This window comes from Glycocaulis abyssi (genome assembly GCF_041429775.1).
GTDB classification, from domain to species: Bacteria; Pseudomonadota; Alphaproteobacteria; order Caulobacterales; family Maricaulaceae; genus Glycocaulis; species Glycocaulis abyssi.
The window spans coordinates 1,377,798-1,394,677 of the sequence record NZ_CP163421.1; the positions used below are offsets into that span (position 1 = coordinate 1,377,798).

At 64.0% G+C, this 16,880-nt stretch carries 11 protein-coding genes; 6 read left to right on the forward strand and 5 right to left on the reverse strand.

The window, feature by feature from the left end; translation table 11 throughout:
* Window positions 1-18: 18 nt before the first annotated feature.
* The gene (locus AB6B38_RS06715; RefSeq protein WP_371394993.1) at window positions 19-1,743 is read right to left on the reverse strand and encodes an amidase; all 1,725 of its coding nucleotides are present in this window, start codon (window positions 1,741-1,743) and stop codon (window positions 19-21) included.
* A 263-nt stretch (window positions 1,744-2,006) separates the two neighbouring features.
* On the opposite strand from AB6B38_RS06715, the gene AB6B38_RS06720 reads away from it, so the two are divergent.
* The 5 genes from AB6B38_RS06720 (at window position 2,007) to scpA (ending at window position 8,468) form a co-directional block, all read left to right on the forward strand.
* Window positions 2,007-2,954, forward strand: a complete 948-nt coding sequence (locus AB6B38_RS06720) for a hypothetical protein (protein ID WP_188451974.1) — start codon at window positions 2,007-2,009, stop codon at window positions 2,952-2,954.
* Window positions 2,955-3,002: 48 nt separating this feature from the next.
* Entirely contained in the window at window positions 3,003-3,797 is a 795-nt protein-coding gene (locus tag AB6B38_RS06725; RefSeq protein ID WP_217979001.1) for a hypothetical protein, read from the forward strand.
* A 349-nt stretch (window positions 3,798-4,146) separates the two neighbouring features.
* Window positions 4,147-4,332: a Flp family type IVb pilin gene (locus AB6B38_RS06730; protein ID WP_371394994.1), complete on the forward strand. Its 186-nt coding sequence runs from the start codon at window positions 4,147-4,149 to the stop codon at window positions 4,330-4,332.
* Window positions 4,333-4,476: 144 nt separating this feature from the next.
* A complete protein-coding gene (locus AB6B38_RS06735; RefSeq protein WP_371394995.1) occupies window positions 4,477-6,330 on the forward strand; it encodes a methylmalonyl-CoA mutase family protein in 1,854 nt (617 codons plus the stop codon).
* Window positions 6,327-8,468 carry a methylmalonyl-CoA mutase gene (scpA, locus tag AB6B38_RS06740; RefSeq protein ID WP_371394996.1) on the forward strand — a complete coding sequence of 714 codons (2,142 nt, stop codon included), beginning with the start codon at window positions 6,327-6,329 and terminating at the stop codon, window positions 8,466-8,468. Before AB6B38_RS06735 ends, scpA begins: the two co-directional genes overlap by 4 nt.
* A gap of 127 nt (window positions 8,469-8,595) precedes the next feature.
* Here the strand turns inward: scpA and alaS are convergent, their stop codons facing one another.
* From alaS to AB6B38_RS06755, 3 genes are all read right to left on the reverse strand, one after another.
* On the reverse strand, window positions 8,596-11,259 hold the full coding sequence (gene alaS / locus AB6B38_RS06745) for an alanine--tRNA ligase (RefSeq protein WP_371394997.1): 2,664 nt from the start codon (window positions 11,257-11,259) through the stop codon (window positions 8,596-8,598).
* A gap of 113 nt (window positions 11,260-11,372) precedes the next feature.
* Window positions 11,373-12,461, reverse strand: coding sequence for a recombinase RecA (gene recA / locus AB6B38_RS06750; protein WP_217979002.1), 1,089 nt, complete (start codon window positions 12,459-12,461; stop codon window positions 11,373-11,375).
* Window positions 12,462-12,593: 132 nt separating this feature from the next.
* Window positions 12,594-15,176 (reverse strand): response regulator, encoded by a 2,583-nt coding sequence (locus tag AB6B38_RS06755; RefSeq protein WP_371394998.1) that lies wholly within the window; start codon window positions 15,174-15,176, stop codon window positions 12,594-12,596.
* 202 nt (window positions 15,177-15,378) lie between these two features.
* On the opposite strand from AB6B38_RS06755, the gene AB6B38_RS06760 reads away from it, so the two are divergent.
* On the forward strand, window positions 15,379-15,813 hold the full coding sequence (locus tag AB6B38_RS06760; protein WP_371394999.1) for a VOC family protein: 435 nt from the start codon (window positions 15,379-15,381) through the stop codon (window positions 15,811-15,813).
* On the opposite strand, the gene flhB is transcribed toward AB6B38_RS06760, so the two are convergent.
* Window positions 15,810-16,877 (reverse strand): flagellar biosynthesis protein FlhB, encoded by a 1,068-nt coding sequence (flhB, locus tag AB6B38_RS06765; RefSeq protein WP_217979004.1) that lies wholly within the window; start codon window positions 16,875-16,877, stop codon window positions 15,810-15,812. The genes AB6B38_RS06760 and flhB overlap by 4 nt on opposite strands.
* Window positions 16,878-16,880: the final 3 nt, after the last annotated feature.

Consider the following 16,880-nt stretch of genomic DNA (forward strand, 5'->3'; position numbering starts at 1 on the left):
TTCGCTCTCCCGGCGCTGTCAGTCCAATCCCGGCGGGCGCCGCGCTGCCGCGCCCAGACGGCTTTCGATTGCATGGCCCAGCCGGACCAGTGTGCCTTCTTCGAACAGCGGAGCCCACAGGCTGGTTGCGTAAGGCACGTCGAACAGATCGCCACCGTCACCGGCCGCCTCGCCAGAGAGGGTACGGGTGGGCTGCTGGTGGAAACCGGCACGCAAGACCAGCTGGGGATGGCCGGTAAAATTGGTGGCCAGCAACATATTGCCGGCAAAATTCGGCCCGATAACCGCATCAAGCCCGTCCATCCGCTCATGCATCATGGACATGACCTGGCGGCGGAGCCGGTCTGCGTTCACCAGATCGATGCCACTGATAAAGCGCGCCCTGCGGAATGTGTTGGGCCATGCCTCGTCATCCTGCCAGCGCAATTGCGCATCCGCGCCCGACAGGGAGAGCTCCTCGAACGCTGCCGCCGCCTCGGCTTCCAGCTGGATCAGCAGGGCCGCATAGGGCAGCTCCTCGATCTCGAAGGGCACAGGCTCGACGCCCAGCGAGCGGGCAGCATCCAGCGCCTGCCGGTCGAGCTCGTGGCCCTGCTCGAGCCATTGGGGATTGTACCCGAGACGCAGCCCGGCCAGATCGCCCGAGAAATCGCAGTCAAAGCCATGGTCGAACGAGGCCGGGTCACCGGCATCGGCGCCGTTTATCACGCCGAGCACATAGGCGGTGTCGGCGACATGACGTGTAATCGGGCCGATCTTGTCGAGCGACCAGCACAGCGCCATGGCACCGGTGCGCGCCACCCTGCCAAAACTCGGGCGCAGCCCCGCAGTGCCGCAGCGATGAGATGGCGACACGATGGACCCCAGCGTCTCGGTGCCGATGGAAAAGCTGCAAAGGCCAGCGGCAGTGGCGGACGCCGATCCGGCAGAAGATCCTGACGACCCCTCATTGGGGTTGAACGGATTGCGGCAAACGCCATCAAACCAGATATCGCCATAGGCCAGCGCGCCCACACTGGTCTTGCCGAGCAGAACCGCACCCGCCTCTTCCAGCCGCGCTGCGGCGACTGCCGTCTCCTCGCCTACACGCTCACGATAAGGCGTGGCGCCCCAGGTCGCAGGCAGGCCGGCGACATCGACAATGTCTTTCAAAGCATAGGGTATGCCGTGCAGCGGGCCACGCACCCTGCCGGCAGCGCGCTCCGCGTCGCGCGCAGCCGCTTCCCGGCGCGCACGCTCTGCTGTGATGGTGATGAAGCATTCCAGCTGGCCGGCGTACCGCGCAATCCGGTCCAGATATATTTCGGTCAGTTCAGCAGACGATAGCTCGCCGCGCGCCATCCAGGCAGCCTGCTGCCAGACCGGTGCAAAGGCAATATCGGCTGCCGCGCGGGGACAGCGGCCGGCCTCCCCCGGGACGCCCCCCAGCGCGTTGGCCTGAGTGCGGTAGGACCGGCCTGGCAGGCGCGGATCAAAGGAGAGGGCCGGCGCCAGCGTGTTTGGCCGGTGATGGGCGCGCAGTGCCTCTGCGCGCGCGGACCAGTCCTCCATCGTCCGCACCAGCTGTGCGCGTTCCTCGTCGGTATAGCTGACGGCAAACAGGGACTCGCTGCAGGCAAGGGTTTCTGCCGTAATGGCTTCCTGCACACGCGCAGCCGCAGCTCCGCCTCCCGTAAGGCCGGCTGCGCCCCCGGCCATCAACCCCAGAACAGAACGCCGTGATGTTACGATGTGGCTGGTCATGACCCTTCCGGACGATTGCTGGCGGCCAGCTTGTCGCCGCATGCAGAAAATACAAGCGCCCTGCCCCGTTTCTGCCCAGATGTGTCCAAAATGGCCTTATTCTGTCCAAGTCCTGACGCGAAGCATAATTACGGTTAATTCGGGTTGAACACTTAACGGAGGGGGGCCTCCTTATGTCATCGTATGAAATTGGAAATTCCACTGCACGCCGCCGTCCCGAATACCGCACAGCTGATACAGCCGTTTCGGGAGATGTCAGGCAGATGAACCGCATAGATCAGAAGACACATCAGATTGTAGACCGGCTAAGCGACGCGTTTTACCGCGCGTCGGGCGATTTCAACGCCTATCTGGATTTTCGCGCGACGCGCGGCCGGATGTTCGGCGGCGCCCTGCCGCCGCACCGCTGGGTGCAGCGTGCTGCGCAGTACCCTGATAGCCACATCATGCATTTCTCCATTCTGGCGGCCCTCATTCTCTTCGAGGGGCTGGCCAATGCGTATTTCTTCTCCAAGGCGTCCGATCTCGGCCTCCTTGGCGGCTGGATCCAGGCGATCACCGTGGCCTTCACGAACGTGATTGCCGCTTTCTTCCTCGTCGGATTTGTGGGGCTTCGCAGCCTGTCCAACCCGGACCGGCCCTTCTCCTTCATTGCGGCGCTGATCGGTGTCCCCGTTGCGCTGAGCTTTGTCGTCTTCCTGAACTTCTCTGCGGCACACTATCGTGACCTGCTGGAGATCAACGAGGCTGTGCTGGCAACGGGCGCACTGGCGGGCACCGGCGAGATTCTCGCCCCGGTCACCCGCGCGCTCACCTTCCAGCCCTTCGAGACGCTTGAGGCGCTGTTGCTGTTCATCCTCGGCATCACCTTTGCCGCGATTGCCGCCTTCAAGGGCGCGACCTTTGATGACCGCCTGATTGGCTATGGCGCCGTGCAACGCCGCGCCATCCGCTCCGCCGCCCATCTGGCAGCCATCATCAAGCAGGTGCCCCTGGACCGCAGCAGCGAGCCGCAAGGCGTGAGCAACACTGTCGGCAGCAGCACCTATGAGGATGCTGTACGGCTCAAGCTCGATATCGATACCTTCTTCGCCGAAGAGACCCAGCGCGCCCTCAATCGCCACCGCGAAGCGGCCGATGTCCAGGACGAGGCCGCCCGGCATGGCGGCGAGCCCCGCTCGCGCGACGACAAGCCGCCCTTTCCGGGCTAGGATCGATCTTTCCGGTGCGGGGGCGCCGGCAGAGAAGGGGCTGACACCATGAGAGGCAAGGATCTTGTAGGCCTGTTCAACATAGTGGTTGTCGCCGGCGTGCTGGGGGCGATCAGCTATGCCGCGCTGGTCCTGCAGCCAGAGGAATACGATCCCGAGACGCTCTGCCTTGTCGGAATAACGCCGGCCCATAGCGTACTGGTCATCGACAAGACCGATCTTTACACGCCCGCACAGGCCAGCCGCATTGAGGCCCTCGTATTGCAGACGCGCGACCGGCTGGAAATCGGTGAACGCTTTTCCCTGTTCGAGCTGGATGAACGCGGTGAGCTGACCCACACCAACCGCTTCTCCCTGTGCAATCCCGGCCGCGGCGAACAGATCAATCCGCTCTATCGCAACCCGAACCGGGTCGAGGCGCGCTATCAGGCACTGTTCGAGCGGCCGCTGCAACGCGCCCTCGCCGATCTGGTGCGGCCCAAGGATGCGCCCCGCAGCCCCATAATTGAGTCGCTGGCCCGCCTGACACAGGAAGCGGAGTTCGACCGCTCTGTTCAGGGCCGGCGGATCATTCTCGTTTCCGACATGCTGCAGAACTCGGCGCTATACTCTGTCTATGGGCAGGCACGTCAGGACCTGACAGACCGCCTGCCCGACCCGTCGGTAATCGCCCGGCAGGTAGAAGGCGAGTTTGGCTCCGCGCTGCGCGGGGTGGAGGTGGAAATCCACTATGTCGCCCAGCCTGGCTGGACGCCGCAGCAGCGCGCCGCGCTCCAGTTTCACTGGCAGGCCGTGTTCTCCCAGTTGGGCGTGCGTCAGAGTTGGCAGGAATTCACCGGCTAGGGGAAATGTTCCCATCGCCATTTCTGGCTTGCCATCTCACGCGTTTCCCGGTGAACGCCGGGATCCAGCAGGACTGGGCACCGGCTCCTCCCGGTGAAACGCAAAAATGTGAAACACCAAAGTTGGCTCAGCGCTGTAATGCCAGGGGCCTCGCTACTCTCCGGCCGGAGTGGCGCCCAAATTTACCCGCTCTTAACTATACTAATTATTTCAGCAGTTTACCAAAAATAAAGCACGAATTTTTACCGGACTGAAACGCTCCCCGGTGTTTACTCGCATCACGTTCAGGACGGGTCGGGATGGCTTGGCTCCTGGGCAGCCAGCGAGCTAAACAACAAGGAGTAGTGGGATGAAAAATCTGGTTTCGCGTTTCTTCAAAGACGAATCGGGCGCAACGGCCATCGAATATGGTCTGATCGCCGCCCTTATCGCCGTTGTGATCATCGGTGCTGTTACCACGCTCGGCACGAGCCTGAGCGGAACCTTCGAGACTGTCTCGGGCAGCCTCGGCGGCGGTGGTGAAGGCGGCGAATAATACAGCGCCTGACTACACGTAAATCCCGACCCAGTGTCGGCTGGATGGGCCGCCCCCGCTAGGGGCGGCCTTTTCAGTTTGGGCACGCGCCTTGTGGAAGCGGGAACTTCCCTCTCGCGCCCTGCCGGTATAGTCACTGGCACCATGACAGATCAGATCACACCGCTCGCTGACGGATTTGCGCCCGCCACGCCGGATGCGTGGGAGGTGCTCGCGCAAAAGGCACTGGCCGGAAAGTCCATCGACACGCTTGTGCGCCGCACGCGCGACGATATTGCACGCGGCCCGCTATATGCGTCCCACAACGCTGCGCAGCTCAATTCCGCCCTGCCGGGGACAACGCCCTTCACGCGCGGCCGCATCCTTGCGCGCGATACCTATCTGCCCTGGGCGATGCGCCAGGCGCACGACACCCCCGCCCCGCGCGACGCCAATACTGCAATCCTGGCCGATCTGGCCGGCGGTGCGAGCGAGATCACCCTGCTGATCGACCCGGCAGGGAAATCGGGAATCGCCGCGCGTCATGCAGACGAGCTGGAAGCTACCCTCGCCGATGTGATGCTGGACTTGGCCCCGGTGCATTTGCGCGCAGGACCATGGGACATCGAGGCGGCGGACCTGCTTCTGGCCGTGCTCAAGACCCGCGACAGTGTAGCCGGGGCCGGTCTGGGCCTGTCGGCCGCGCTGGGGCAGGAGGCTGGCAAGCGCATCGCGCTGGCCGCCCGCGCCCGCGAAATCTCGCCCGCCATCCGCGCCTTCCGGGCCGATGGCCGCGCCGTGTTCGAGGCCGGTGGCACCGAGGTGCAGGAACTTGCCTTTGCCGCTGCCAGCGCAGCCGAGGCCATCGAGGCGCTGGTCAATTCAGGCTGGGAGGCGGGCAACGCCGCCGCCACGATAGAGCTGGAGCTGGCCGCCGATACCGACATCCATCTGACGATTGCCAAGCTGCGCGCCATGCGCCTGATCTGGGCGCAAATGATGGATGCCTGGGGCGTCAGCGATGACCGCGCTGCGCTTTATCTGCATGCCACCACAGCCGAGCGGGGTCTGTCCGCGATTGACCCGTGGACCAACCTCATCCGGGCCGCCTGTGCAGGCTTCGCCGCCACGGCGGGCGGTGCGGATGCGCTGACCATTACCCCCATGACGCGCGCTTCGGGCCGTTCCACGCCGTTTTCGCGCCGTCTTGCGCGTAATCTGCACATATTGCTGGCCGAGGAGAGCCACGCCGGAAAGGTCAATGACCCGGCCGGTGGCAGCTATCTGCACGAGACGTTGAGCCACAGGCTGGCAGAGGCCGCCTGGAGCGAGATGCAGCGCATCATTGGTCTTGGAGGCGCAAGTGCAGCAATGCGCTCTGACGCCTGGAAAGCCGACATCGCCAAGGCTGCGGACAGCCTGATGAAACTGGTTTCAACCGGCAAGGAGCCGGTTATCGGCGTCACCGCCTATCCGGATCTCGATCCGCGCGTACTGAAAGCCGATGACGCGGCCTACAGCCCGCCCTCAGTCTCCGGCTCCGCCTTTGGTGATCAGCCAGTGGATTCCGTTCCCCTGCCCGCGCCCATGCGCACGGCTGAGCCGTTCGAGCAGGTCCGCGTGAAGGTGGAAGCCGCCGCGCCGGGGCCGGTATTTCTGGCGACGCTTGGCACCCTGCCCGAATTCAACGCCCGCGCAGGCTTTGCCATCAACCGGCTGGGTGTCGCGGGTCTGCGCGCAACGCCCGCCATGGCCCATGACAGCGCGCAAGCCTGTGTGGACGCCTTCAAAGACTCCGGCTCCCCCCTCGCCATAATTTGCGGCAGTGATGAGGCCTATGGCGACCATGCCGCCGAGCTGGCCTCTGCGCTGAAGGCCGCCGGAGCAAACGCGGTCTGGCTCGCCGGGCGGCGCGACAGCGCATCGGCAGACGCAGCCATAGATCACGCTATCCACATGCGCTCTGACGCGCTGGAGGATGCACGCCTCGCGGCCCGCGCCATGGGAGTGACGCCATGACCCGCCAGACCCCGCCAGATTTCACGCGCTTGCCTTTCAATCCGCCGCGCGCATCGGCCAAAAGCGCCGGGCGTCCGGCGGGGTGGAAAAGCCCTGAAGGCATCGAGATTGCGCCCGCTTATGGCCCGCAGGACGCCGCGGCGCTGGATTTCACGGGCGGCCTGCCGGGGCTTGCCCCTTTCCATCGCGGCCCCTATCCAACCATGTTCGTGCAGCGCCCGTGGACGATCCGCCAGTATGCGGGCTTCTCCACAGCCGAAGACTCCAACGCCTTCTACCGGCGCAATCTCGCGGCCGGGCAAAAAGGGCTTTCCATCGCCTTCGATCTGGCCACGCATCGCGGCTATGACAGCGATAATCCGCGCGTGATCGGCGATGTCGGCATGGCGGGCGTGGCGGTCGATTCCATTCTCGACATGCGCCAGCTTTTCGACGGTATTCCGCTCGAAAAGATGAGCGTGTCGATGACGATGAATGGCGCGGTTCTGCCCGTGCTCGCGCTCTATATCGTGGCGGCAGAGGAACAGGGGGTAAAACCGGCCCAGCTTTCAGGTACGATCCAGAATGACATCCTGAAAGAGTTCATGGTGCGCAACACCTATATCTACCCACCTGCGCCCTCCATGCGGATCATCTCCGACATCTTCGCCTTCACCTCGAGCGAGATGCCTCGCTTCAACTCCATCTCCATCTCCGGCTATCACATTCAGGAGGCTGGCGCCCCGGCGGACCTGGAGCTGGCCTACACCATCGCCGATGGCCTTGAATACATCGCGGCGGGCGTGAAGGCCGGACTGGACGTGGACACATTCGCGCCCCGCCTGTCCTTCTTCTGGGGCATTTCCATGAATTATTACATGGAGGTGGCGAAGTTGCGCGCCGCGCGCCTGATCTGGGCGAAGCTGGTGAAGGAGCGCTTTGCGCCGAAATCCGACAAGTCATTATCCTTGCGTGCGCACAGCCAGACCTCCGGCTGGTCGCTGACCGCCCAGGACGTGTTCAACAATGTCGCCCGCACCACCATCGAGGCCATGGCGGCCGTGGACGGCCATACCCAGTCGCTCCATACCAACTCGCTGGATGAGGCGTTGGCCCTGCCGACGGACTTCTCCGCGCGCATCGCGCGCAACACCCAGATCGTGCTGGAGAGCGAAGCGCACCTGACCGATGCCATCGATCCGTGGGGCGGCAGCTGGTTTGTCGAGCGCCTGACCCATGATCTCGCCGCGCGCGCACTCGCCCATATCGAGGAAATCGACAGCCTCGGCGGCATGGCCAAAGCCATCGAGGACGGCACGCCCAAACTGCGCATCGAAGAGGCGGCCGCCAAGACCCAGGCCCGCATCGATTCCGGTCAGCAGACGATTGCGGGCGTGAACAAGTTCCGCCTGACCGAGCCCGAAGACGTGCCGGTGCTGAAAGTCGACAATGCCGGCGTGCGCCGCCAGCAGCTGGAGAAGCTGAAAAAGCTGAAAGCCGGCCGGGACGGCGAGAAGGTGGAAGCGGCCCTCAACGCCCTCACCCGCGCAGCAGATGAGAAAAACGGGAATCTGCTGGCGTTGGCGGTCGATGCTGCCCGCGCCCATGCTACCGTGGGCGAAATTTCCGACGCGCTGGAAAAGGTTTATGGCCGCCACAAGGCTGCTATCCAGTCGATACAGGGGGTGTATTTGAAAGCCTCGGGCAATGACGAAAAGGTCAAACGCGCGCTGGCCGCCGCCGACGCCTTTGCAGAGGCCGAGGGGCGCCGCCCGCGCATCCTCATCGCGAAAATGGGGCAGGACGGCCATGACCGCGGCCAGAAGGTCGTGGCGTCTGCCTTTGCCGATCTGGGCTGGGACGTCGATATCGGCCCGCTCTTCCAGACGCCGGAGGAAGCCGCCCGCCAGGCCATCGAGAACGATGTCCATGTCGTTGCCGCATCCTCGCTGGCCGCTGGACACCTCACCCTGGTGCCTGCCCTGCGCGATGCGCTCAAAGACGGCGGGGGCGGTGACAAGCTGATCGTTGTTGGCGGCGTGATCCCGCCTGAAGACGTCCCCACACTGCGCCAGATGGGCGCTGCCGCCGTCTATCCGCCGGGCACCGTCATCGCCGACAGCGCGATTGAACTGATCGAGAGGCTGGGTGGGGGGTGAGTACCCTCAGCTGTCATCCTCGGGCCGCTTAGCGGTCCCGGGAACCCATGCCTGAAGCCTTGCGATTGAACGTCCGTCACAGGCGTGGCTCACCCGCATAAAGCGGGTGATGACAGCGTGAATGGAACTACCCCTTGCCCGCCAGCACCGCGCGGATAGCCTCCAGGGCCTCCTCGCCCTTGTCGGCATCCGGGCCACCAGCTTGCGCAAAATCTGGCCGTCCACCGCCGCCCTTGCCGCCAATTGCCGCTGACCCTGCGCGCACCAGCGCCACCGCGTCCGCTGCGCTGCCGGCCAGATCGTCGGTGACGCCCACGGCTATGGCCGCCTTGCCATCATTGATACCGACGAAAGCTGCGATGCCCGAGCCCATCTCGGCGCGCGCCGCGTCCACCAGGCTGCGCAATTCCTTGCCGCCGACACCTTCGACGATACGCCCGGTGAATTTCAGATTGCCGATGGTTTCCACAGCCGCAGGCGCAGCGCCACCTCCCCCGCCCATGGCGAGCTTCGTTTTGGCGTCACTGAGTTCCTTTTCCAGCTTGCGCCGTTCATCGACCAGCGCAGCCAGGCGCTTTTCCAGCTCCGAAACCGGGACTTTGAGCGTATCGGCAGCGGCTTTCGCGATACCGGCCTGCTGTTCCAGATATTCGCGCGCGGCCTCGCCGGTGAGCGCCTCGACGCGGCGCACGCCCGCCGACACGGCGCTTTCACCGACAATCTTGAACAGGGCGATATCGCCTGTACGGCGCACATGGGTACCGCCGCACAGCTCTACCGAATAGGCCTTGTCCGGCTCGCCCGGCTTCTGGCCGATGGTGAGCACGCGGACGCGGTCGCCATACTTCTCGCCAAACAGGGCGAGCGCGCCCTTGGCGATGGCCTCATCGGGCGTGGATTCGCTGGTCTCGGTCTCGTCATTCTGGCGCACGACCGCGTTCACCTCCGCCTCGATGGCGGCTATATCAGAAGGCGAAAGCGCGCGGCCGTGGGAGAAATCAAAGCGCAGCCGGTCGGGGCCCACATAGGAGCCTTTCTGCGCGACATGCGGGCCGAGCACGTTGCGCAGGGCCGAGTGCATGAGGTGGGTCGCCGAGTGGTTGGAACGCGTACGGTCACGCCGCTGCGCATCCACCAGTAGTTCAGCTTCATCGCCTGTCTTGATGGCGCCGCCTTCCAGCGCGCCGATATGGGCAAACACATCGCCCGCGCGCTTCTTCACGTCCTCAACGACGAAGCGCGCGCCGCCGGCAAAGCGGATTTCGCCGGTATCACCGACCTGGCCGCCGGATTCGGCGTAGAAGGGCGTACGGTCGAACACCAGCTCGGCGCGGGAGCCGTCAGTGAGGCTTTCCTGCATGCCGCCATCGGCCACAATCGCCTTGATCGCGCCTTTGGCCGACAGCTCGCTATAGCCAAGGAATTGCGTGGAGCCTGTGACATCGCGCACGGCAAACCACACCGCATCGCCCGCGGCATCGCCTGATCCTTGCCAGTGGGCGCGCGCCTCGGCGCGCTGGCGCTCCATGGCGGTGTTGAACCCCGCCTCGTCAACCGACAGGCCCTTGGCCCGCAGGGCATCCTGCGTGAGATCCAGCGGGAAACCATACGTGTCATAAAGCTTGAAGGCCGTTTCGCCGGGCAAAGCCGCGCCTTCAGGAAGCTGCTCGATCGCCTCTTCCAGCAGGGTAAGGCCACGGCCCAGCGTGCGCTGGAAACGCTCCTCCTCGCCGCGCAGCGTCTCCTCGATAACGGGCAGCGCGCGGTTCAGCTCCGGGAAGGCATCGCCCATCTCGGCTGCCAGCACCGGCGCCAGCGTGTAGATGACCGGCTCGGTTGCGCCCAGAATATGCGCATGACGCATGGCGCGGCGCATGATCCGGCGCAGCACATAGCCCCGCCCCTCATTGGACGGCGTCACCCCATCGGCAATCAGGAAGCTGGTAGCGCGCAAATGATCAGCAATGACGCGGTGGCTGGCCAGCGCATCGCCTTGCGCCTTCACTTTGAGCGCCTCTTCGCCGGCCGCGATCAGGTTCGCGAACAGGTCTATCTCGTAATTATTGTGCTTGCCCTGCAGCACGGCCGCCACCCGCTCCAGCCCCATGCCGGTATCGATGGACGGCTTGGGCAGCGCGCGGCGCGAGCCATCGGCCTGCTGGTCGAACTGCATGAAGACGAGATTCCAGATCTCGATGAAGCGGTCACCATCCTCGTCCGCACTACCCGGAGGGCCACCGGGGATATGTTCGCCATGGTCGAAGAATATCTCCGAGCAGGGCCCGCACGGACCGGTATCGCCCATCATCCAGAAATTGTCCGATGTGGCGATGCGGATGATCCGCTCTTCGGGGAGGCCGGCGATCTTCTTCCACAACGCTGCCGCATCATCATCATCGGCATAAACCGTGACCAGCAGCCTGTCCTTGGGCAGGGCAAAATCCTTCGTCACCAGCGTCCAGGCATGGTGGATCGCCTCTTCCTTGAAATAGTCGCCGAAGGAGAAATTCCCCAGCATTTCAAAGAAGGTGTGGTGGCGTGCCGTATAGCCGACATTATCTAGGTCATTATGCTTGCCGCCCGCACGGACGCATTTCTGCGAGGAGACCGCACGCGGATTGGCCCGCTTCTCAGCGCCCGTGAACACGTTCTTGAACTGGACCATGCCCGCATTGGTGAAAAGCAGGGTCGGGTCATCTTTCGGCACGAGCGGGCTGGAGGCCACCACTTCGTGGTCGTTCCCTTCGAAATAGCCAAGGAACTGGGCACGTATGTCGCGCAAGCGCGTCATGGCGGTCTCCGCTTATCTGAAAATATCACTTTCCGTTGCGCACATATACGAACGGGCGCCCGGCTTAGCCAAGCGCCCGCTGCAATGCAATGCGTCCAGGACTGCTGTGAAACCTATCCGGCCGCCTCCGCCGCATCGTCCAGATCGTCATCCTCGCCCGGACCGACGAGCATTTCCTCGGCGATAAGGCCCGCATTGGCGCGGATCTGGTTCTCGATCTTTTCGGATATCTCGGGATTATCGAGCAGGAATTTGCGGGCATTCTCACGGCCCTGACCGATCCGCTCGGAGTCGTGCGAGTACCATGAACCCGACTTCTCGATGATCCCGGCTTTCACGCCCAGATCAATCACCTCGCCCATGCGCGAAATGCCTTCACCATAGAGGATGTCGAACTCCACCTCGCGGAAGGGCGGTGCCACCTTGTTCTTGACCACTTTCACGCGCGTCTGGTTACCGATCACCTCGTCGCGATCCTTGATGGCGCCGATCCGGCGGATATCGAGACGGACCGAGGAGTAGAATTTCAGGGCATTGCCGCCGGTCGTCGTTTCCGGGTTGCCGAACATCACACCGATCTTCATGCGGATCTGGTTGATGAAGATGACGAGGCAATTGGACTTCGAGATAGACCCTGTCAGCTTGCGCAGCGCCTGACTCATCAGACGCGCCTGCAGGCCCGGCAGGCTGTCACCCATATCGCCTTCCAGCTCGGCACGCGGCGTGAGGGCAGCAACGGAGTCGATCACAAGCACATCAATGGCACCGGAGCGCACCAGCGTGTCGGTGATTTCCAGTGACTGCTCTCCGGTATCGGGCTGGGAGACCAGAAGCTCGCCCACGTCCACGCCAAGCTTGCGGGCATAGACCGGGTCCAGCGCATGTTCCGCGTCAACGAACGCACACACGCCGCCACGCTTTTGTGCCTCGGCAATGCAGTGCAGCGCCAGCGTGGTTTTGCCGGAGCTCTCCGGCCCGTAAATCTCCACGATACGCCCCTTGGGCAGGCCGCCCACACCCAACGCGATGTCCAGCCCCAGCGAGCCGGTGGATACCGCCTCGATATTCTGGTTCGGGCGGGCGCCGAGCTTCATCACGGAGCCCTTGCCGAACTGCCGGTCGATCTGCGTGAGTGCGGCTTCAAGAGCCTTGGACTTGTCCATATCGGTGTCTTTCACCAGTCGGATTGCGGAAGATGCCATCGGTTCGGTTCCCTTATTTCACGCATCGCCCGGATCGGCAATTGCGCTGCGTTGGGGGAATCTGTACCGGATTTGTTCACGGAACACAAGAGGAACATTTTGGCGGCCCAGTGCGGCCGCCGGTTATCCTGTTTAACGCCCCAGCTCGTCCTTCACCCTCTGGGCCAGCGCCTCGAGGCTGAAGGGCTTGGGCAGGAAGGATATATCGAGATCGGCCGAGAGCGTATGGGAGAAATGTTCTTCGGCATAGCCGGAGATGAAGATCACCCGGGCATTGCCGAGATGGTCCGCAGCGGCCTTGAGAAGTCCGGGGCCATCAAGCCCCGGCATCACGACATCAGATATGATCAGGTCGAATTCGCCCGGACGCTCTTCGAGAATTTCCAGCGCTTCCTCGCCATCCTCGGCCTGTTCCACCTCGTAGCCACGCTTTTTCAGGGTCGCAGCGGTGATGGTGCGTACCGGCGCTTCATCCTCAACCAGCAGGATGCGCCCGCGTCCGGCGAGGTCAGCAGGCTTGCGCTGAACCGGCACTTCGGCCTTGCGGGCCTCGGTCTTGGCAATTTCCTCGGCATCTGGCGTGTGGCCGGGCAGGTAGATCGAGAATGTGGTGCCCGCCCCCTGCTTTGACCGCGCGAACAGGAAACCGCCAGATTGCTTTACGATGCCATACACGGTGGCGAGGCCAAGCCCTGTGCCCTTGCCCGGCTCCTTCGTCGTGAAGAATGGCTCGAATATCTTGGCCAGCGTATCCTCATCCATGCCCGAACCTTCGTCGGTAACGTGGATTGCGGCCCAGGGGCCCTCCTTGGCGTCGGGTGCCCCGGCGGACCGGACCGCCGCGGCATCCACCGCCTCGGTAGATATGGTCAGCGTGCCCCGGCCTTTGGAGGCCATCGCATCGCGCGCATTGGTGGCAAGGTTCATCAGCGCGTTTGCCAGCTCGTCCTTGTCGATGCGCACCAGCGGCACGTCGCGGCCGTGGCGCACTTCCACGCGCATCCATTCTTCCACGCTCTGGCGCACCAGATGCACGGTGTCTGCCAGCGTTTCGGTCAGGTCCACCGTTTCGACGCGCAGGGTCTGCTTGCGGGCGAAGGCAAGCAAGTGCTTGATGCGCCCGGCAGCCTGCGCGACCACCCCATTAATGTTCTGAAGATCAGGATAGGTCGGGTCGCCGACCGGATGGCGCAGCAGGAGGTTGTCGGTATTGAGCCGGATCGCGGTCAGGAAATTGTTGAAATCGTGCGCGACGCGCGCCACCAGCTCGCCAACGGCTTTCAGCTTCTGCGCCTGTGCATACTGGCCTTCCAGCTCGCGCAGCGCGGTAATGTCCACCACATAGGCGGCCCGCTTGCCGGAGCGCGCAGGCGACAGGAAGAGGTGCACATCGCGCACGCCGCCTGAAGATTTCAGCTTGAGGGCCACCGGCTCGCTCCGCCCGGACATGGCGGTGGCAAAGGCGGCATCGGCGCTGTCGCCATGGCTCCAGTCGAACAGGGCTTCAAACGCCACGCCCGGCAGGGCCGCCCCGCCCGACAGCTGAACCAGCGCCGGATTGGCATCCTCGATGATCGAGCTGGTGGGGTCTGCCCCGTCCAGGCGGGCCACGCCGAATGGCGCGCTGGCAAACATGTCGTCGAACGTGCGGCCTGTACGCCCGCCCGTGTGCTGGGCGATCATCTGGGCGACGCCAGGCGGCGTGCCCGCAGCCGTCAGCCCGTAAACCACGGCGCGCGCCCGCGCAGGCCGCCCCTCATCCCATTCGACCGCCAGCGTGATCGGGCTTTCAACACCCTCCCGGGCGAGAAGGCGCGCATCAAGGCGCACCACGCCCTTCTCGCTACGGGTCTTCAGGAAGCCCTTGGCCATGTCACCGGCCAGGAAATCCTTCACCTTCAATGCCTGCCCTTCCGGCACGTCAAGCCAGGCGCGCAAGGTAGCATTTGCGGCCAGCACACGGCCCTCACCATCGGCCAGGAACAGTCCCACCGGCGCATGTTCGGCCCAGTCCGGCGTGCCGGCTTCAGCTTCCAGCGTGTCGCCCGCCCGCACTTCGGCAAACCGCCACAGGGCGCCGCCCTGGGGAACGGGGTCCACACATACGCTGTACACACCGCCCCCGGACTCGCCCAGCGCCGTAAGGGTTTCACGCGCCGCCTCGCCTGATGCGGCTGCGCGTGACAGACGATAGAGCGCCCCGCCCGAACTGCCCGGCCAGAGACGGTCCGGCGCCGGCAGGGCAATGCCCGCCGTCAGCGGCATCACCGTCTTTGCCAGCTTGCGGTAGGCACCATTCGCCCAGACCGCGCGGCCGCGCGCATCGGTGATGAGTATCGGCTCGCCCGCCGCGTCAATGGCGGCGCTGACCAGCGCGTCGGCTTTGGGTCTCACTGCCGGTTCGATGCGAAGCGAACGCGCAGCGCTCTCTCCGGCAGCCAGCGCAAACATCAGGATGAACGCCACAAAGGCTATGCCCGACAGCAGCACAAATCCGTGCCAGCCGGCCGTGGAGGCGGCTATCAGCGAGAAGCCCGCCGCACCCAGCGCCAGCAGGCCTGATATCCAGAACACCGTACGCGCCAGCAGCGTGATCCGGCTCTGACGCTCTTTGGGAAGCGACTGCTCACGCACCGAAACAGGCTCGCGCCGGGCTTTTTCGGCCTTCGGATTTGCCTTGGCGGCCTTGTCGGTACGGGCGGGGGCGTCAGTCATCACGGCACTCCGTGCGGGGAAAAGCGATTCGGCCTCTGGTTTGACCGATTCAGGTTAACCAGTTTTCCGCGCCCTGACGAAAACTTCTGCGGTAACGGGTGCGCTGCTTCCCGGATCCAGATTCGCTTGATCTCAACCTTGGTTGAGGTTGCACACAGATGATCCGCTTTATGCGCACTTCAGCAGAAACAAGGATCGCTCCATGAGTCCACTGCACCAGCTTTTACTGGCAGACCGCCGCCTGCCACCTGCCGCCCGTTCCAGCGAAGCCCGTGTGGAACATATCAATCTCACCGCCTCTGACCCCGAACGCACTAGCGCCATGCTGCAAGCGGTCTTTGGCTGGCGCGAACGCTGGCGCGGCCTCGAACCCGACGGCCGCATCGGCCTGCATGTCGGCGGGGAACACAGCTATGTCGCGCTCTACCCGCCACGCCCGCCGGCAAAGGCGGAGGTGTGGGCGAAAAGCCGGCCCCTCAATCATCTGGGCGTCGAGGTGCGCGACCTTGCCGCCGCCGAAAACCGGGTGAAGGCGCAGGGCCTCAAACCCTACGCACACGCCGATTACGAGCCCGGTCAGCGCTTCTATTTCGAGGACTGGGACGGGATCGAGTACGAGGTGGTGAGCTATGCCTAGCGCCGCTTTTTGAGCGAGAGCACATAGCCGATCACCTTGGCGACCGCCGCGAAGTGTTCCGGCGGGATGACCTCGTCAAGATCCACGCTGGCGTGCAGGGCGCGCGCCAGCGGCGGATCCTCCACGATAGGGACGCCATGCTCCTCGGCGATCTCGCGGATTTTCAGCGCCACCGCTTCCACACCCTTGGCCACGCAAACCGGCGCCGCCGTTATGCCCTGCTCGTATTTCAGCGCCACGGCATAGTGGGTCGGGTTTGTAATTACGACCGCAGCGTCCGGCACAGCGGCCATCATCCGCTTCCGGGCCCGCTCCTGACGTATCTGGCGCAGGCGCGCGCGCACCATGGGATCGCCCTCGGACTCCTTGAACTCGTCCCGGATCTCGCGCCGGCTCATCTTGTTGCGGTCATAGAATTGCTGGCGCTGGAAGATGTAATCGGCCAGCGCGATGATCGCGAACACAGCCAGCGCAGCCAACATGAGCTGGATGGCGATCTCGCGGAACAGGACCAGCAATTGCCCCGGCGCCACCGCTGGCAGGCCCGCCAGCAGAGACTGGCGCGGCCATAGGACGATGGTGATGGCGATAGCCACCAGTGTCATCTTGGCAAGGCCTTTCAGGAAGTTCACCCAGCCTTGCGGGCCGAGAATGCGCTTCACGCCCTCCACCGGGTTCAGCTTGCTGAGCTTGGGCTCAAGCTTCGATGTGGTGAAGATCAGCCCGTGCTGCACGAAATGGCCGGCCAGCGCCGCGGCAATGATTGCGCCAAAAGCCAGCCCCATGACCAGCAACACTTTCATCACCGCCGCCATGGTGAGTGTCAGCGCACCGGTATTGTCTAGCGACAATTCGTGGGGTTGCGACAGGAAGACCGACAGCTCGCGTGTCAGCCCCGCGCCCATGGACGGTCCGAATGCGGCCAGCACGCCAAGCCCTGCCGCCAGGATGAACCAGGCCGGGATTTCCTGAGATTTGGGGACATCACCTTTCTCGCGTGCCTTGTCCAGCTTTCGCTGGCTTGGCGGCTCGGTCTTTTCGCTCTTGTCTTCACCTTCTGCCATGTG